Source organism: Corynebacterium hansenii, from assembly GCF_030408795.1.
GTDB lineage: Bacteria > Actinomycetota > Actinomycetes > Mycobacteriales > Mycobacteriaceae > Corynebacterium > Corynebacterium hansenii.
This window is the reverse complement of sequence record NZ_CP047211.1, coordinates 1,777,853-1,795,795: the sequence shown is the minus strand read 5'-3', so window position 1 is coordinate 1,795,795 and position 17,943 is coordinate 1,777,853. Positions and strand designations below refer to the sequence as shown.

Below are 17,943 nucleotides of genomic sequence, written 5' to 3'. Positions count from 1 at the left end.
ACAGGCGGGAAAACGCCCTTATGTCTTGTCGCCCCTCATGCTAATTTCGGGGAAAAGGCCAGGCCATAGACAGTTTCGCCGATGTGTCCAGTGGTTGGGACGGCAATGGCCGCGACGGAGGAACATGACACGGGATCCGGGCGCAGCGGGAAGTCCCCGCGACGCCGTGCGGGACGATGCGGGCGCACGGGCGGCGCTGGTCGCCGCCCTGAAGCGCAAATTGGCCACCACGCCGCTGAGCAAGGTGACGGTCGCGGGGCTGGCGGCCGAGGCCGGGGTGACCAGGCAGGCGTTCTACTACCACTTCGACGACGTCTACGACGCCGCGACGTGGGTGTTCACCACCGAGGTCGCCGACCACGTGCTCTCGCATGCCGAGTACTCGCGGTGGGCCGAGGGGTTCCTGCGACTGCTCACGTACATGCGGCGCAACCGCCCGCAGGTCAAGGCCGTGCTCGATTCGCTGACGTGGGTGAAGACGGAGCGATTCTTCCACCGCGTGCTCCGCCGCATGATGTGCGCGATCGTCGCGGAGCTCGAGGCCGGGGAAGCGGAAGGCGCGCCCTCGGGCCGCGCCCCGCGCCCGCTTTCCGACGCCGACCGGCAGTTCATCATCGAGCACTACACGCTCACGGTGCTGGGCCACCTTCTGCACTGGTTGGCGGAGGGGATGAAGGAGGAGCCGGGGGAGCTCGTCGGTCGGATGGAATTCGTCATGCGCGGTCAGGTGGGGGAATCGCTGCGCAGGTTCCGTTCCGGAGGGCCGGCTCCCCGCCCGCCGTCCCGTCCGTGACTCCGTCCAGGCGAACGGATGTGCGACGATGTGGCGGGGGTTGTAGGCTGGCCGCATGGCCTTCGCAGCAGAACAGCCCGTCGTCGCCCACTCCGAATTCCGTCCCGTGGGCGAAATCGAGCGCTCCGGCGGGGACTTCGAGGTCGTCAGCGAATTCGAGCCGGCGGGCGACCAGCCCCAGGCCATCGCCGAGCTGGCCGAGCGGCTGAACCGGGGCGAACGCGAAGTGGTGCTCATGGGCGCCACCGGCACCGGCAAGTCGGCGACGGCCGCGTGGCTCATCGAGAAGATGCAGCGCCCCACCCTGGTCATGGCCCCCAACAAGACCCTCGCGGCGCAGCTGGCCAACGAGCTGTCCTCGCTGCTGCCGAACAACGCCGTCGAATATTTCGTCAGCTACTACGACTACTACCAACCCGAGGCGTACATCGCGCAGACGGACACCTTCATCGAGAAGGACTCGTCCATCAACGAAGACGTCGAGCGCCTGCGGCACTCCGCCACCTCGGCGCTGCTGTCCCGCCGCGATGTCGTCGTGGTCAGTTCGGTGTCGTGCATCTACGGCCTGGGCACCCCGCAGTCGTACCTCGACCGCTCGGCGGTGCTGCGCGTCGGCGAGGAGGTGGACCGCGACGAGTTCCTGCGCATGCTCGTGGACATCCAGTACGCACGCAACGACATCGCCTTCACTCGCGGCACGTTCCGGGTCAAGGGCGACGTCGTGGACATCATCCCCGCCTACGAGGAACTGGCCGTCCGGGTCGAGTTCTTCGGCGACGAGATCGATTCCCTCTACTACCTCAATCCGGTGACGGGCGACGTCGTCAAGCAAGTCGACGAACTGCGGATCTTCCCGGCCACGCATTACGTCGCCGGGCCCGAGCGCATGGAGCGCGCGATCGAGGAGATCAAGAGCGAACTGACCGAGCGCCTGGCGGATTTCGAGAACCGCGGCAAGCTGCTCGAGGCGCAGCGCCTGCGCATGCGCACCGAATACGACCTGGAGATGATCCAGCAGGTCGGGTTCTGCTCCGGCATCGAGAATTACTCGCGGCACATCGACGGGCGCGCGGCGGGCTCCGCGCCGGCGACGCTGATCGACTACTTCCCGGAGGACTTTCTCACCATCATCGACGAGTCGCACGTCACCGTGCCGCAGATCGGCGGCATGTTCGAGGGCGACGCGTCGCGCAAGCGGAACCTCGTCGAATTCGGGTTCCGCCTGCCGTCGGCGCTGGACAACAGGCCGCTGACATTCGACGAGTTCGACGCGCGCGTGGGCCAGGTCGTGTTCATGTCCGCGACCCCCGGGCCGTACGAGCTGGGGCAGACCGGCGGCGAAGTCGTCGAGCAGGTCATCCGCCCGACCGGCCTGGTCGACCCGAAGGTCGTGGTCAAGCCCACCGAGGGGCAGATCGACGACCTGATCCACGAGATCCGCAAGCGCGAGGAGAAGGGCGAGCGGGCACTGGTGACGACGCTGACCAAGAAGATGGCGGAGGACCTCACCGATTACCTGCTGGAAAACGGCGTCCGCGTCCGTTACATGCACTCCGACGTCGACACCCTCAAGCGCGTCGAGCTGCTGCGCCAGCTGCGCCTGGGCGACTACGACGTGCTGGTGGGCATCAACCTGCTGCGCGAGGGCCTCGACCTGCCCGAGGCGTCGCTGGTGGCGATCCTCGACGCGGACAAGGAGGGCTTCCTGCGTTCGACCACCTCGCTGATCCAGACCATCGGCCGCGCCGCCCGAAACGTCTCGGGCGAGGTGCACATGTACGCCGACACCGTCACGGAATCGATGCGCAGCGCCATCGACGAAACCGAGCGCCGCCGCGAGAAGCAGATCGCCTACAACACCGAGCACGGCATCGACCCGCAGCCGCTGCGCAAGAAGATCGCGGACATCCTCGACCAGGTCCACGAGAGCCAGGCCGAGGGCGGCGGCGATGCGGCGGATGCCGCCGCCGTCGACGCCGCGCTGGCCGAGCGCGCGACGGTCGAGGGGATGCCCAAGGCGCAGCTGCAGAAGCTCATCGACGACATGACGGCCCAAATGGGCGCCGCCGCCCGCGAATTGAAATTCGAGTTGGCCGGCCGTCTGCGCGACGAGATTTACGACCTGAAAAAGGAGCTGCGCGGCATGGAGGAAGCGGGGCTGGAATAGATCCCGCGCGGCCGCCCGGGGCCCGGCCCCCGACGCCACCGAAGAGCACGGGGTTAGTGATGGGGGATACTTCGAGTTCCTGTTGAGATGCAGGTCACATAACGCGGCGACCGTGATGACGTGCGCAGATGCCGAAAATTCAGTGAATGATCATTCGCGGTTGGCCGAAAGTTCGCGGTCCGGGACCCCCGTATTTTGCTAGGGTTGGGCGAAGGAACACGGCCCGTTCGGCGTTCCGGACGTGAGTCGCATCACGTCGATCTCGACGAAAAACGATCTCGAATTTCACCATCAACGAGTTTTGCGGAAGGCAGTTTTCATGAGCGCTTACCAGACCATCGTCGTCGGCACCGACGGCTCGAAGTCCTCGCTTCTCGCAGTCGAGCGCGCGGCGGCCATGGCCGCGGCCTTTGACGCGACCCTGGTCATCGGCTGCGCGTACTACGAGAACCAGGAAGCCGCCTCTTCGACGCTGCGCCAGGACTCCGTCCAGGTCCTCGGCGACGACCCGGCCCAGGAGAACCTGGCCAACGCCAAGGAGGCCGCCGAGGCCGCCGGCGCCAAGAAGGTGGAGACCGAGGTTCGGGCGGGTTCCCCGGTGGAGGCCCTGATGTCGCTGGTCACCGACCACAAGGCCGACCTGCTGGTCGTGGGCAACCGCGGCATCAACTCGCTGACCGGTCGCCTGCTCGGCTCCGTCCCGGCCGACGTCGCGCGCCAGTCCGACTGCGACGTGATGATCGTCCACACGGTCGCCTGACGACGCTTCAACGGCATCGGGCGCGGATATCCCGCGCCCATGCGCCGACCCCGGCCGCCCTTTCGGGTGGCCGGGTTTTCGTGTTCGGTACCGCGGTCGCATTGCGGGGCAAGGCCGGGCGCGGCGAGCCCGCACGGTCGGGCCGTGCGCCAGAACCGTGACTCAGTCCGCGGGGACGGGCCGGGCGCCAGAACCGTGGCTCAGTCTGCGGCGTCGATCGCCGGCAACGATTCCGGCTGGCCGTCGGCGACGACGGTGAGCCCCTGCGTCGCGCGGGTCAGGGCGACGTAGAGGTCCTGCAGTCCCTGGGGAGACTCTGCGACGATGGCGTCCGGGTCGACGAGAATGACCTCGTCGAACTCGAGCCCCTTGGCCTCGTCGACGTCGTGCACGGCAATCGGGGAAGCGGCGTGGGCTTCGTCTCCGGCGGCCGGCTGCGCGTGGGCGTCGTCAAGCGAGCCCGCGATGTCCGCCACCCGCGCCGCGGGAGCGATGACGGCCGTCAGGCGCCGGCCCCCGGAAGCCCCGCGGGCGATGTCGAGCGCCCGCGCCAACGTGGCCGTGCGCACCGGTGCGCGGCCCGTCGAACGGATGGACCGCGGCGGCTCGGCCCCCGGCGCGATGCGGGACAGGACATCGGCGGCGACGTCCATGATCTCCGACGGCGTGCGGTAATTGACCGTCAGCCGATGCAGCCGCCAGCGGTCGCCGATGACCGGATCGAGCGCGTCGGCCCAGCTCTCGGCGCCGGCGGGGGAGCCGGTCTGCGCGATGTCGCCGACGATGGTCATCCAGCCGTTGGGGGAGCGGCGGCGGATCATGCGCCACGCCATGGCGGACAGCTCCTGGGCCTCGTCGACGATGACGTGGCCGTACGTCCACTCGCGGTCCTCGGCCGCCCGGTCGGCGGTGCTGCGGACGTCGCGGTCGCGGTGGCGCTCCGCCAGGGCCTCGGCGTCGATGAGGTCGTAGGCCATGAGGATTTCGGCGTCGGAGCCGTCGTCGAGCTCCTGCTGGGCGGAGCCGGTGAGGATGTCCAGCGCGTCCTGCGCCTCCTCGATCTGCGCGCGCCAGAACTCGCGCTCGTCGTCGGCGTCGGAGACGTCGCCGAGCAGCTCCGCCAGCTCGTCGAGAAGCGGCGGATCCGACGGGCCCATCGGCGTGCCGGGCTCGCGGAGCAGGGCGGCGCGGGTGGCGTCGTCGTACTCGGCGGCGGCCGCGGCGATGCGCTCCTCCGACTCGAGCAGGTCGGCGAGCAGCTGCTCCGGGGTGAGCTCCGGCCACATCTCGTCGAGGACCGCGGAGATCGCCGGGTCGTCGTCGAGCTCGTCGCGCAGGTCCGCGACGTCGGTGACCGACAGCAGATTCTCGCCGCCGAGCGGGTCCGCGCCGATCCGGTCCGCCAGCTTCCGCGCCAGGGACTCGACCAGGTGCTCGCGGAACAGCGGGCGAGCCAGGTTGTGGGGCTTGCGGGAGCGCCGGGCGCGGGTGCGGGCGGCGCGCACCATCGCCGGGGTGATGGTCAGCTCGACGCCGTCGAACGCCACGGTGACGTCGTCGGCCGGGTCGGGCTGCCGGTCGCGGACGGCTTCGCGGAGGATGTGCACCATCTCCGCCGAACCCTTCACCTCGCGGGTGGCCAGCGATTCCGCGCCCGTGCCGGAGACCCCGGGGTAGAGGTCGGCGATGGTCCGCAGCACCACGCCCGTTTCGCCGAGGCTGGGCAGCACGCGCGAGATGTACTCCAGGAACGTCGTGTTCGGGCCGAGGATGAGCACGCCCGTCTTCGCCAGCTGGTCTCGGTGCGTGTACAGCAGCCATGCCACGCGGTGCAGCGCGACGGCCGTCTTGCCGGTGCCCGGGCCGCCCTGCACGACCATCGCGCCGCGGCCGGAATCGCGGATGATCAGGTCCTGCTCGCGCTGGATGGTCTCCACGATGCCGCGCATGTGGCCGGTGCGCGCGGAGTCGATGACCTCGCGCAGCACGGCCTCGCCGCCGACGCCGTCCTCGATGCGCCGCTCCGCGCCCGATCCGGCCCCGGTTCCCGCATCCGCCCCGGCACCGGTTCCGCCACCGTCTCCGCCGGCCGCCGCGCCATCGGGGCCCGCCAGGCGCTCGTCGTCGATCGCCCGGACGGTCCGCCCCCGCGTGCGCAGATGCCGGCGCAGCGTCACGCCCTCGGGGTGCGCGGTCGTCGCCAGGTAGAAGGGACGGGCCTGCGGCGCGCGCCAGTCCATGAGCAGCGAACGGTATCCGTCGTCGGCGTCGGAAAGCCCCATGCGCCCGATGTACCTGCGGTCCAGCTCCGGGGCGCCGGGCACGGGGTTGTCGGGTTCGTCGTCGGCGATGTCGATGCGCCCGAAGACGAGGCCCACCTCCGCGTGCCGGTAGCGCTCCAGGTTGGACTGGAGGCGCTGGTACTCCACCTCGCGCTCGACGCGGGCCTGCGGCTCCGGATCGTCGTCGAGCATCACCTTGCGCAGCGCCTCCTGGTCGCGGCGCCGCGCGGCGTCGAGATGCGCGTACACCTCGTCGAGATGCTCCTGCTCGGCGGGCAGATCCGGGTGCGGCACGTGCGCTCCAATCCTGGTCGGGGAAATATGCCATTTTACGCCACGGCCATTCCGGGGCGGAGACCCCCGCTTCACGACGCCCGGCGTTTCCTCCCGTCCACCGGAAACGCGCGAAGCGGCCCGCCCACCGGAATCGGTGGGCGGGCCGCGTGGTTCGGGTCAGTTGGGCTCCATCGTCGCGCGGGCCCCGTGCAGGGGGCGGGCGCGACCGGGCCCGCGGACCCTACGCCAGGTTCTTGCGGGCCTTCTTCAGCTGCTTGCGGGCGCGCTTGCGGGACTTCTTGGTCTCCTTGGCGGCCACGTCGGCGGCGTCGGAGAAGGTCTCGCGGGCGGTTTCGGCGGCGCCGACGAGGGTCTCGCGGGCCTCCTCGGCGAAGGACTGGAGGGAATCCTTCCAATCGTCCTTGTTGTCGGCGACGTAGCCCTCGGCGCGCTGGAGGGCATCGGCCGACTTGTCCTGCAGGTCGGCGCCGACTTCCTGCGCCTTCTCCAGCCACTCGGCGGCGGTGCCCTTGAGCTCCTCGGTGCGCTTCTCGGCCTCCGACTTGGTGGGCAGTGCGGCCTGGACCTTCTTGTTCACCTGCTTGCCGGCGTGCTCGGCGCGCCAGGCCAGGCCCGGGCGGCCGGCGGTGTCGGCGGTGGCCAGGAACAGGCCGCCGAGCAGGGCGACGTCGGTGAGGAAGCCGGTCTTGCGGGCCTTGCGCTCCTTCGGGTCCTGGGTCTCCCAGAAAGAGTGGCGCGCCAGGGCGGTGGGCACCTGGACCAGGGCCAGGGCGGTGGCGGCGACGCGCGGGGCCTTGCCCAGGGCGTACATGGCGCCGGCGGCGACCTTGGTGCCGGCGACGATCTGGACGGTCGTCTGCGGGTCGCTCGGCAGGAGCGAGACGTACTGCGCGGGAACGACGGTGCGGAGCCGCTTGGTCACCTCGCGGGCGCCCTCCAGATGGTCCTTCTGGTTCATGAGGGTGTCCACGCCATCGGCGACGAAAACCGAGGCGAGCATCGGACGGGCGAGCTTGCGGATCATTTTCTGGTCAACTCCTGTTTGTCGTGTGGGTCTCATGCGGTTGGTGCGCACGTGGTCCGGGACGGTCGGCGGTTCGCGTGGAACCGGGTTCGACCGGCACTGCGGCCCATGTCCCGATTCTACCCGCGGTTGGGTGCGGTGTCCGTGGTTTACCAGCCGCGGTTGCGCCATTCCTCCAGGTGGGGGCGTTCGGCGCCGACGGTGGTATCCGAGCCGTGGCCGGGGTGGACGACGGCGTCGTCCGGGTAGGCGTCGAAAATGCGCTCCTCGACGTCGTGGAGGAGCTGTGCGAAATTCTCCTGGTTCGCGGTCTTGCCCACGCCGCCGGGGAAGAGGGAATCGCCGACGAAGAGGTGGATGGGCGCGTCGTCGGCGGTCTCGGCTCCGTCCGCGCCGCCCTCGGCGTTCGACGGGTCGCCGGCGTCGAGGCCCAGGCCGACGCCGCCGCGGGTGTGCCCGCGGAGGATGAAGGCCACCAGCGTGGCGCCGTCGCCGAAGGTGACCACGTCGCCCTGGTCCAGGCGGCGGTCGGCGGGCACGGCGATGTCCGGGGCGTCGAGGGTGGAGGTGATGTGCTCCGCGCCCCACGCCTCCACGAGTTCCGGCAGCGCCTGGACGTGGTCGCCGTGGGAGTGGGTGGTGACGATCGTCGTCACGGTCGCCCCGGCGGCGTCGCACAGCGCCTTCAGGTGATCGGCCTCGTCGCAGGCGTCGATCAACAGCGAATGCTCGGGCGCGCGGGTGTCCACCAGCAGGTGGCAGTTGTTGTCCATGTCGCCGACCGAGGTCTTGTACACGTCGATCGCGCCGACGCGGACGCGCTGCACTTCGCGCCGGGACAGGTCGCCGGTGTAGTCGTCGTTGATGGTGACGTCGTTTGCTGTCATGGCCGCCAGGGTAGCGGCGGTCGCGCGATCCCGCCGGGAAGCGTTCGAACGGATGTATGAGTGATGTATCATCGCGGGCGGCGCATCCGACATGCATGCGGCACACTCGTCCGGGAGCCCCATCAGGCGACCGGCAAACACATCCGACCAGGAAAGGTGCGTACGTTGGCCGAACGGCTCATCGTCCGTGGTGCCCGGGAGCACAACCTCAAGGGCGTCGACATCGACCTGCCCCGCGACAAGATGGTGGTCTTCACCGGCCTGTCGGGGTCGGGCAAGTCGTCGTTGGCGTTCGACACGATCTTCGCGGAGGGCCAGCGCAGATACGTCGAGTCGCTGAGCTCGTACGCCCGCATGTTCCTGGGCCAGATGGAGAAGCCCGAGGTCGAGCTGATCGAGGGCCTGTCGCCGGCGGTGTCCATCGACCAGAAGTCGACGAACCGCAACCCGCGGTCGACGGTCGGCACGATCACGGAGGTCTACGACTACCTGCGCCTGCTGTTCGCCCGCACGGGCACCGCGCATTGCCCCACGTGCGGCGAGGTCATTTCGTCGCAGACGCCGCAGCAGATCGTCGACCAGGTGCTGGAGCTGCCCGAGGGCACGAAGTTCCAGGTGCTGGCGCCGGTGGTGCGCACGCGCAAGGGCGAGTTCGTGGATCTCTTCGCGGAGCTCGCCGCGGAGGGTTACGCGCGCGTCATCGTCGACGGCGAAATGCACCGCCTGACCGATCCTCCGACCCTGGAGAAGCAGGTGAAGCACGACATCGACGTCGTGGTCGACCGCCTGCAGGTGAAGGAGTCGCAGAAGCGGCGCCTGACCGATTCCGTGGAGACGGCGCTGCGCCTGGCCGACGGCGTCGTGGTCATCGACGCCGTCGGGCTTGACGACGATGACGAGAACCGGCTGCAGCGCTTTTCCGAGAACATCTCGTGCCCCAATGGCCACCGCATCGACATCGAGGAGCTGGAGCCGCGGTCGTTTTCGTTCAACTCGCCGTACGGCGCCTGCCCGGCGTGCGACGGCCTGGGCACGAAGCTGGAGGTCGACGAGGATCTGGTGGTGCCGGATCCGTCGAAGCCGGTGACCGAGGCGATCGGGCCGTGGAACCGGACGCTGAACAAGAAGTACTTCGAGAAGCTCGTCACCGGCCTGGCCGACGAGATGGGGTTCGACCCGCAGACGCCGTTCCAGGATCTGACCAAGGCGCAGCACAAGGCGCTGATGCACGGGTCGAAGCACAAGATCAGCGTCCGCTACCGCAACCGGTACGGGCGCACGCGCCAGTACACCGCGCCGTTCGAGGGCGTCATGCCCTACCTGCACCGGAAACTCGAGCAGGCGGACAGCGAATCGCAGAAGGAGCGGTACCAGGGGTACATGCGCGAGGTGCCGTGCTCGACGTGCAACGGCGCGCGGCTGCGCCCGGAGATCCTGTCGGTGACGCTGGAGTCGGAGGGCTTCGGCGAGAAGTCCATCGCGGGCCTGACGGAGATGTCCGTGGCGGACTGCTCGGCGTTCCTCGATGCCCTGACCCTGGGCAAGCGCGAGGAGATGATCGCGGGCCGCGTGCTGCGCGAGGTGCAGGCCCGCCTGCGTTTCCTGCTCGACGTCGGCCTCGATTACCTGTCCCTCGCCCGCTCGGCCGGCACTCTGTCGGGCGGCGAGGCACAGCGCATCCGGTTGGCCACGCAGATCGGCTCGGGCCTGGCGGGCGTCCTCTACGTCCTCGACGAGCCGTCGATCGGCCTGCATCAGCGCGATAACCACCGCCTGATCCAGACCCTGAAGAAGCTGCGGGACCTGGGCAACACGCTCATCGTCGTGGAGCATGACGAGGACACGATCCGCGAGGGCGACTGGCTCGTCGACATCGGCCCGCGGGCCGGCGAATACGGCGGCGAGATCGTGTATTCGGGCGAGCCCGGCGGCATCTTCGACGCCGAGGGGTCGATCACGGGCGAGTACCTGTCCGGCAAGCGCAAGATCCTGCCGCCGGAGAAGCGGCGCCCGATCGACTTCGACCGGCTGGTGACCGTGCGCGGGGCGCGCGAGAACAACCTGAAGAACGTCGACGTGAGCTTCCCTCTGGGGCTGCTGACCTGCGTGACGGGCGTGTCCGGCTCGGGCAAGTCGACGCTGGTCAACGAGATCCTGGCCAAGGTGATGTCCAACGAGCTCAACGGCGCCCGCCAGGTTCCGGGGCGGCACACGCGGGTCGAGGGGCTCGATCAGCTGGACAAGCTCGTCCAGGTTGATCAGTCGCCCATCGGGCGCACGCCGCGGTCGAATCCGGCCACGTACACCGGCGTCTTCGACAAGATCCGCAATCTGTTCGCCGATACGCAGGAGGCGAAGGTGCGCGGCTACAAGGCCGGGCGTTTCAGCTTCAACGTCAAGGGCGGCCGCTGCGAGGCGTGCCGCGGCGACGGCACGCTGAAGATCGAGATGAACTTCCTGCCGGACGTGTACGTCCCGTGCGAGGTGTGCGAGGGCGCCCGGTACAACCGGGAGACGCTCGAGGTCCTGTACAAGGGCAAGAACATCGCGCAGGTGCTCGACATGCCCATTTCCGAGGCCGCGGAGTTCTTCGAGCCCATCCAGTCGATCGCCCGGTACCTGAACACCCTCGTGGACGTCGGGCTCGGGTACGTCCGACTGGGCCAGGCGGCGACGACGCTCTCGGGCGGTGAGGCGCAGCGCGTGAAGCTCGCCGCCGAACTGCAGAAGCGGTCCAACGGCCGGACCGTCTACATCCTCGACGAGCCGACGACCGGCCTGCATTTCGAGGACATCCGCAAGCTCATGCTCGTGCTGCAGGGGTTGGTGGACAAGGGCAACACGGTCATCGTCATCGAGCACAATCTCGACGTGATCAAGTCCGCTGACTGGATCATCGACATGGGGCCCGAGGGCGGCGCCGGCGGCGGCACCCTGGTCACCCAGGGCACGCCGGAAGACGTCATCGAGGTCGAGGCGTCCCACACCGGCCGTTTCCTCCGGCCGCTGCTGCAGGCTTAACTGTTCTGCCCCGGCAGGTTGCGAACGTCGGCTTCCGGGGTAGCGGCGCCCGGGAAACCGCGGCACCGGAAGCACCGCAACCGGCGTTCGCCCGGTCGGTGCACCGCCCCCGCCGTTCGCCCGGTCGGCGCACCGCCCCCTGACGTAAACCCACCCCGAATGCGCGGACCCACCCGCTGTGACGGGTGGGTCCGCGCATTCGGGGTGGGTTAGCCGGTGCGTCCCGGGAGGTTGCGCGGGCCGGGCCCGATTCGGGGTGGGTTAGCCGGTGCGCCCCGGGAGACTGCGGTGGCAGGCCAGCTCAACCGCCGCAGAAGCCAATCGCAACGTCAATCAACCGCAACGCCACGGGACGCGACACCTAGCCGGAGCCCGGGGGAGTTCCCCAGCCGTCGTCGGTATCGCGACCGCGCTCCGGGTCGGATGGCGGCGCTGCCCACGGATCGGGCTCCGGCCCCGGCGCTCCGGAGTCCTTCGCCCCGGCTTCCGATGGGGTGGCGGCCGTTCCGTCGTAACGCCCGGCCCCGGCTCCGTGCGAGCCGGCACCCGTCGCATCGGAGCGCGGCGCCCCGCCGACCGTGGCGTCGGCACGCGGCCCGTCGGTGCCGGGCGATCCGGTGCCGAAGACATTGCCGGGTTCCGTGCCCTTGCCCGGTGCGGCGGCGGAGGCGACGCGATCGGCCTTCTGGTCGCGGAGGTTGCGGGCGACGACCATGCCCAGCAGCACCAGGCCGCACAGCAGGAACGCCGAGACGCGGGTCAGGCCGCTCATGGCCTGCATGTCGTAGAAGACCAGCTTGAGCACCGCGACGCCGGCGATGACCAGGGAAGCGGCCATGTTCGCGTCGATGTTGAGGCGTTTCGGCGCGAGCATCATCCAGGCGGCCGCGATCATCCAGCCGATGGACAGCAGCATGTGGGCCAGGCTGAACCGCATGCCGGCCGAGGTGAGCACGATGATCACCGGCACCGCGGTGAGCAGCAGGCCGATCAGAGCGGCGCTCTTCTCGTACCTGCCGGCCTCGCCCCGGTTCGCCACGAGGATGGCGATCAGGCCCAGCGCGATGACGCCGATGAGCAGGGCGGACAGCGGGACATTCGGCGCGTCCAGCACGTCGAGCCGGAACTGGTGCTCGACCAGGTAGGAGGGCGAGAACATGGTCAGGATCAGCGCCGGCATGTTGCCGAGCAGCGCCACCGCGATCCACAGGGGAAGCAGGCGCTTGCCCAGGACGGTGGGCCGGAAGACGAAGATCCACGTGATCGCGGCGGCCACCAGCAGCGCCGGGAGCCTGGTCCACGTGCTGTGGGGATCCGTGACGCTGAGCTGCAGCGCCGGCACGGCCGCGGTGAAGAAGCCGGCCCAGCGCAGCGAGGACATCCGCGGATCCGTCAGAGGCTTCCAGGGACCGAATCCGGCTCCGCCGATGGCGAGGCCGAGGAACAGGGCGACGAAGGGGGAGAACTTTTCCCCGGGCCCGATCGCGGTGAGCATCAACGGGGTCGGCCAGATGAGCGCGTAGAGCGTCTGCAGGCCGCGGTTCTTGAGCTCCTCGGTGTTGAGGCTGGCACCCGGGACCCAGACCTCGCGGGGCGCGGATTCGCCGGACTCGGTTTCGTGGGATCCGGCGGCGGAGTCGTCGAGGAACTCGGGGACCGCGATGGCGATGCCGGCGACGATGAAGGCGGCCACGGCGAGCCAATCGGGGTCGGCCGCGTTGAGTACGGTCACCGAACCGATCAGGTACAGCGCCGCTGCGGTGAGGGAGACCATGGGGCGCTGCGGGCGGTCCCGCCATGCCCATGCGGCGGCGACCGGCGCGATGAGGATCGCCGCGATGACGTCGAAGTCGTCGGAGGACTTCGGCCAGACGGTGGTGCACACCGTGAAGTAGGAGATGACGAAGGCGATCATGTGGAACGCGACGGAATTCCACCAGCGGGCGCCGGCGTAGGCGATCCCCATCACCGCCAGCACGACGAGCGTGCCCAGCCAGTTGGGCCACCATTCCAATATGTTGACCAGGACCGATGTCGTTATGTGCGCGGTTATCGTCGCAGCCGATCCGGCGGCGGTGACTCCCGCGTTGCCGGGGTTCTTCCGGTGGACGACCACCGCGACGACGGCGAGCGCCACGGCGAGACCGTAGGCGAGGATGACGCGGCCGAGCGGGCCGAGCAGGCCCGACTGGATGGCGAACGCCAGCAGCAGGATCACACCCGAGATGGTGATGAGCGCGCCGACTGCGGCGGTGATGCGCAGGACGATCTTCTCGTCTTCCCACCACGGGTGCTCACGGGCCGCCAGCTGCATCGGGGTCGGCGGAAGAACCCGGGAATAGGGTGAGGGCGCCGGCGGCGCACCGTCCGACTCCCGGGCGTCCGGGCCCGGTTGCCGGAATCGCGCGGCGAACGCCTGAGCGGCCGCGGGGACGCCGGTCCGGTGCTGGCCCGGCGGGCCTCCGGGGGTCTCGCCCGCGCCGGCGCCGGGACCGGCGGCAGCGGGAACTCCGGGAGCGCCGGAACCGGCGGCGGGGGGAACACCGGGAGCCACGGGAGCGCCCGGGAACGCACCGGGCGCGCCGCCGTGAGCCGGGCCGGACTGGGGCAGTTGGCTTCGGCCGAGCGGCTGCCCGGGTGCGGGGCCCGGAACCGGGCCCTGCGGGGGCCGGGGCGCACCGCCGCGGCTCGGGGAGTGCGGCGAAAGGGGCGGCGTTTGCCAACCGGGGCCGGCGCCGGGACCGGGGCCTCCCGGGGGTGGGACGGGCGCTGCGGTCGGCGTCGGCGGGGCGGGGTGGCCGGGCGTCGGCGTGGCCGCGGGGCCGGTGCCTCCGGCCTCCGTCACGTCCAGGTCGCCGCGAAGATTCTTCGCGACGGAGGCCACGCGGTCGGCGGCATCCGCCAAGTCGGCGAGTGCGTCGGCCAGCTGCCGGTTGCGGTCATCGGGCGCATTCATGCACACGACACTACGTTCGGCTCGCTAACCATGCCCGGTGAATCGCCGATCTTCCAGCTGCCCCGCAGGCCTCGCCCGGACGCGCGGAACCCGCCCCGGAACTGGTCCGGGACGGGCTTGATTTGCGACGGATGGCGCGGGCGAAATCGGCGCCGTCGTATTCTTCGGCGCCTACTTCTTCACGACCGTGATGGACCATTCGGCGTCGCCGACGACCTTGAAGTCCTTGACGCCGTGGCCTTCGGTGGCGGCCCAGCGCGGGATCGACTCGGTGCCCTGGGTGCAGTCGAAGCCGATGACCAGCTCGTCGCCGGGGTTGAGCTCCTCCATCTTCTGCTTCGCCTCGATGAGGGGGAAGGGGCAGACTTCGCCGTTGGTCTCGAGAACGTGGGTGGCCATGTGGGGTCCTTTCGTGGTGGTTGATTGTGGCTGTGGAAAGTGGTGGATGAATCTGACGGTGGAACGCGGTGGCTGAATGCGACGGTGGAACCAGCGGTGAAACGGTGGAACCAGCGGGGAAGAGGGGTTGCCGGTTCTGGCCGTGGAACGTCGCCGCGAGTGGGGATCCGCGCCGAATCGTCCGGGCGCGGGCCCGCCGCCAGGTCAGGCGTTGACCTTGCTGGTTTCGGCGTCGGCGGCGCCGGTGTTGGCGGTGCCGCTCTTGACTGCGGTGTCGCTTTCGTCCGCGGCGCCGTCCTTGACCCCGTCCTTGCCGTCATCGCGGGAACGGGTGCGGGACAGGGCGGAACGGACGGAGGTCGGCAGCAGCGGCTTGCGCATGAGGTAGATGCGGGCGGCCAGGCCGGCGCCGAGCGCCATGGCGGCCAGGGAAATCCAGCCCTGCCAGGAGAACAGGCCCGTGGCGACCATGCCGTTGCCGACGGTGCAGCCGCCGGCGAGCACGGCGCCGACGCCCATGGCGACGCCGCCGCCGACGGAACGCTTGGCGATCTGCGCGTTGGGGACGCGGACGCGGAACTCGCCGGACGCCTTGGCCGCGATGAACGACCCGGCGAGGATGCCGAGGACCAGCAGGGTGCCCCAGTTCATGTACTCGGACTCGCCCGTGCCGAACCAGGCGACGAGGTGCGCGGAGGGAGTGGTGATGCCCAAACCGGAGTTGCGCCCGGTGGCCTGGGACAGCGGCCAGGCGATGGCGCCGAGGGCGCCGACGATGGCGGCGGTGGTGAGCAGCCCCCAGGGCTTCTCGGCCAACAGGTGCGCCAGGCCGGTCTTGCGCGGCGGCAGGCCCGGGATCTCGATCTTCGGCTTGGAGACTTCTCGATAGACCAGCCACGCGGTCACCGCGACGAGCGCGATGAGCGGCACGAACGCGGGGACGCCGAGATCGCCGTGGATGGTGCCGGAGCCGATGGTGCGGTCGCGCGCGGCCTCGGTGAAGCCGGACAGCGGTCCCAGCCGCATGAACGCGGCGGTCGCGGCGTAGGCGGCGAGGGCGAGCCAGGAACCGACCAGACCTTCGCCGGCGCGGTACCAGGTGCCGGTGGCGCATCCGCCGGCCAGCACCATGCCGTAGCCGAAGATCAGGCCGCCGGCGATGGTGGCGGCGGGGGCGAAGCTCTGGTCCTTCAGCTCGACCAGGCCGGCGCCGGCGAGCGCCCAGAAGCCCACGGCGTGCACCGCGATGACGAGCATCAGCGCGGTGAAGCCGCGCATGGACTTCGTCAGCCAGAGGTCGCGGAGGAAGCCCGTGACGCAGAAGCGCCCGCGCTGGAGCACGTAACCGAGGATGGTCCCGAGGACCGCACCGGTGAGGAGCATGCGAATGCACCGTCCTGTTCATCTTTTCCCGGGCCGGCGGGGCGCCGGGCGGGGGAGGGGGAATTGCTCGAAATCGCTTGACGACGGTCATGCGTCGATCAGGCGCGGTGTGCACGCTACACACATACGGACAAGTCTGTCTAGTCAGATCGGTCTATTTTTCGGCCATGCTCTTCGTTCGCCGTGGGCTACGGTGGTTTCCGGTTTTCCTGCGAACCGGGGCGCGGCCGGGCCGTCGCAAAGCGAAATGCCGGCGAACGTGCGGGCCATGCGCGCGGGCAAACGGCGGGCAAGCGGGGGGCGACGTGCGCGTGGCGTGCGCGGGCAGATGTGCGGTGCGGGGCGCGCCGCCCGTTTTGTCGATCGGGGGTGCCCGTGCTAGCGTCATTCACACGACCGCCAAGCGGCGGCGCTTCACCGCGCCTTCGCCTTGGTAGCGAAGAGGAGAGAATCCCACCCTGGGTGCGCCGAAGAATCATGGTTGCGCCGGGGTCGACCCGATGGGGCGAAGAAGGCCTTTGCCGGCCCGCGCGCCCACCCACATCGGAAGGCGTCGTGGCCCGGCAACGGGCCGCCTCGCGTGGCTTCCCTCGTACATTTGCTTCCGGCGGTTCGGCAACGAAATGTACAGGCACTACCTAGGAGGCCACATCAGCGCTGAAGCTCGCATCAACGAGCGAATCCGAGTTCCCGAAGTCCGACTCGTCGGACCCGGTGGTGAGCAGGTCGGCATCGTTCGCACGGATGACGCCCGCAAGCTCGCGTACGAAGCCGATCTCGACCTCGTCGAGGTCGCCCCCAACGCGAAGCCGCCGGTCTGCAAGATCATGGACTACGGAAAGTTCAAGTACGAGCAGGCCCAGAAGGCCCGGGAAGCTCGCAAGAACCAGCAGCAGACTGTGGTCAAGGAACAGAAGTTCCGGCCGAAGATCGACGATCACGACTACGAGACGAAGAAGGCCAACGTGGTCCGCTTCCTCGACAAGGGGTCGAAGGTCAAGGTCACCATCATGTTCCGCGGCCGCGAGCAGTCGCGCCCGGAACTCGGTTTCCGACTCTTGGAGCGCCTCGCCGACGACGTCAAGGAACACGGCATCGTCGAGACCCGCGCCAAGCAGGACGGCCGCAACATGACGATGGTCCTGGGGCCGGTCCGCAAGGGCAACAAGAAGTAGCCGGCCAACGGCCGGGACGACGCGAACCGGGATGCGGCAGGCATCCCGGGCGGTTCGCCGCACCCCGAAACGGGGACCACCGCAGAGTTCCGGACAACGAGATTTCGAAAAGGACGCGAAAAACATGAAGCAGAAGACCCACAAGGGCACCGCCAAGCGCATCAAGGTCACCGGCGCCGGCAAGCTCCGCCGCGAGCAGGCCAACCGCCGCCACCTCCTCGAGGGCAAGCCCTCGACCCGCACCCGCCGCCTGAAGGGCACGACCGACGTCGCCAAGGCCGACGAGAAGCGCATCAAGCGCCTCCTGGGCAAGGCGTAACAGCCTCCCACTGCCCGTGATCCCCGCCGAAGACCGGGGACCGGATAACGAACACAACATCCGTCAGACAAGTAAGGAAGTACCAACGTGGCACGTGTGAAGCGGTCCGTCAACGCCAAGAAGAAGCGTCGCGAAGTCCTGGATTCCGCCAAGGGCTACCGCGGCCAGCGCTCCCGCCTGTACCGCAAGGCGAAGGAGCAGATGCTCCACTCGAAGACCTACGAGTTCCGCGATCGCCGTCACCGCAAGGGCCAGTTCCGCAAGCTGTGGATCCAGCGCATCAACGCCGCCGCCCGCGCCAACGGCATGACCTACAACCGCTTCATCCAGGGCCTGGCCCTGGCGGGCGTCGAGGTCGACCGCAAGAACCTGGCCGAGCTCGCCGTCAACGACGCCGCGACCTTCGCCGCCCTGGTCGAGACCGCCAAGGCCGCCCTGCCCGAGGACGTCAACGCCCCGGCCGCCGAGTAATCGACCGGT

The 17,943-nt window shown here is 69.4% G+C and carries 11 protein-coding genes and 1 pseudogene; 7 read left to right on the top strand and 5 right to left on the bottom strand.

Annotated features, from left to right (window positions below; all coding sequences use genetic code 11):
- Positions 1-124 precede the first annotated feature (124 nt).
- From CHAN_RS07805 to CHAN_RS07795, 3 genes are all read left to right on the top strand, one after another.
- Positions 125-793 (top strand): TetR/AcrR family transcriptional regulator, encoded by a 669-nt coding sequence (locus CHAN_RS07805; RefSeq protein ID WP_290288293.1) that lies wholly within the window; start codon positions 125-127, stop codon positions 791-793.
- 55 nt (positions 794-848) lie between these two features.
- The gene (gene uvrB, locus CHAN_RS07800; RefSeq protein ID WP_290288291.1) at positions 849-2,960 is read left to right on the top strand and encodes an excinuclease ABC subunit UvrB; all 2,112 of its coding nucleotides are present in this window, start codon (positions 849-851) and stop codon (positions 2,958-2,960) included.
- 319 nt (positions 2,961-3,279) lie between these two features.
- The gene (locus CHAN_RS07795) at positions 3,280-3,720 is read left to right on the top strand and encodes a universal stress protein (protein ID WP_048744281.1); all 441 of its coding nucleotides are present in this window, start codon (positions 3,280-3,282) and stop codon (positions 3,718-3,720) included.
- A gap of 200 nt (positions 3,721-3,920) precedes the next feature.
- On the opposite strand, the gene CHAN_RS07790 is transcribed toward CHAN_RS07795, so the two are convergent.
- The 3 genes from CHAN_RS07790 to CHAN_RS07780 form a co-directional block, all read right to left on the bottom strand.
- Positions 3,921-6,296 carry a HelD family protein gene (locus tag CHAN_RS07790; RefSeq protein WP_290288288.1) on the bottom strand — a complete coding sequence of 792 codons (2,376 nt, stop codon included), beginning with the start codon at positions 6,294-6,296 and terminating at the stop codon, positions 3,921-3,923.
- 223 nt (positions 6,297-6,519) lie between these two features.
- Positions 6,520-7,323 (bottom strand): DoxX family protein, encoded by an 804-nt coding sequence (locus CHAN_RS07785; RefSeq protein ID WP_048744279.1) that lies wholly within the window; start codon positions 7,321-7,323, stop codon positions 6,520-6,522.
- Positions 7,324-7,472: 149 nt separating this feature from the next.
- Positions 7,473-8,210 (bottom strand): MBL fold metallo-hydrolase, encoded by a 738-nt coding sequence (locus tag CHAN_RS07780; protein WP_290288282.1) that lies wholly within the window; start codon positions 8,208-8,210, stop codon positions 7,473-7,475.
- Between the two features lie 165 nt (positions 8,211-8,375).
- Here CHAN_RS07780 and uvrA point away from each other — a divergent pair, with 165 nt between their 5' ends.
- Positions 8,376-11,231 (top strand): excinuclease ABC subunit UvrA, encoded by a 2,856-nt coding sequence (gene uvrA / locus CHAN_RS07775; protein ID WP_290288279.1) that lies wholly within the window; start codon positions 8,376-8,378, stop codon positions 11,229-11,231.
- A 361-nt stretch (positions 11,232-11,592) separates the two neighbouring features.
- Here uvrA and CHAN_RS07770 read toward each other — a convergent pair whose 3' ends face one another.
- Both CHAN_RS07770 and CHAN_RS07765 read right to left on the bottom strand, forming a co-directional pair.
- Positions 11,593-13,545 carry a DUF2339 domain-containing protein gene (locus tag CHAN_RS07770; RefSeq protein WP_290288276.1) on the bottom strand — a complete coding sequence of 651 codons (1,953 nt, stop codon included), beginning with the start codon at positions 13,543-13,545 and terminating at the stop codon, positions 11,593-11,595.
- A gap of 813 nt (positions 13,546-14,358) precedes the next feature.
- A pseudogene (locus CHAN_RS07765) lies at positions 14,359-15,969 on the bottom strand (YeeE/YedE thiosulfate transporter family protein).
- A 623-nt stretch (positions 15,970-16,592) separates the two neighbouring features.
- On the opposite strand from CHAN_RS07765, the gene infC reads away from it, so the two are divergent.
- The 3 genes from infC (at position 16,593) to rplT (ending at position 17,934) form a co-directional block, all read left to right on the top strand.
- The gene (gene infC / locus CHAN_RS07760; protein ID WP_048744273.1) at positions 16,593-17,144 is read left to right on the top strand and encodes a translation initiation factor IF-3; all 552 of its coding nucleotides are present in this window, start codon (positions 16,593-16,595) and stop codon (positions 17,142-17,144) included.
- 124 nt (positions 17,145-17,268) lie between these two features.
- Positions 17,269-17,463 carry a 50S ribosomal protein L35 gene (gene rpmI, locus CHAN_RS07755; protein ID WP_035119589.1) on the top strand — a complete coding sequence of 65 codons (195 nt, stop codon included), beginning with the start codon at positions 17,269-17,271 and terminating at the stop codon, positions 17,461-17,463.
- An 87-nt stretch (positions 17,464-17,550) separates the two neighbouring features.
- Positions 17,551-17,934, top strand: a complete 384-nt coding sequence (gene rplT, locus CHAN_RS07750; protein ID WP_048744271.1) for a 50S ribosomal protein L20 — start codon at positions 17,551-17,553, stop codon at positions 17,932-17,934.
- Positions 17,935-17,943: the final 9 nt, after the last annotated feature.

Excerpts from the sequence above, each read along its gene's own strand:
- rpmI (WP_035119589.1), top strand. The coding sequence starts at position 17,269 with ATGAAGCAGAAGACCCACAAGGGCACCGCCAAGCGCATCAAGGTCACC.
- infC (WP_048744273.1), top strand. The coding sequence starts at position 16,593 with ATGTACAGGCACTACCTAGGAGGCCACATCAGCGCTGAAGCTCGCATC.
- CHAN_RS07770 (WP_290288276.1), bottom strand. The coding sequence starts at position 13,545 with ATGCAGCTGGCGGCCCGTGAGCACCCGTGGTGGGAAGACGAGAAGATC.
- CHAN_RS07785 (WP_048744279.1), bottom strand. The coding sequence starts at position 7,323 with ATGATCCGCAAGCTCGCCCGTCCGATGCTCGCCTCGGTTTTCGTCGCC.
- CHAN_RS07805 (WP_290288293.1), top strand. The coding sequence starts at position 125 with ATGACACGGGATCCGGGCGCAGCGGGAAGTCCCCGCGACGCCGTGCGG.
- CHAN_RS07780 (WP_290288282.1), bottom strand. The coding sequence starts at position 8,210 with ATGACAGCAAACGACGTCACCATCAACGACGACTACACCGGCGACCTG.
- CHAN_RS07795 (WP_048744281.1), top strand. The coding sequence starts at position 3,280 with ATGAGCGCTTACCAGACCATCGTCGTCGGCACCGACGGCTCGAAGTCC.
- uvrB (WP_290288291.1), top strand. The coding sequence starts at position 849 with ATGGCCTTCGCAGCAGAACAGCCCGTCGTCGCCCACTCCGAATTCCGT.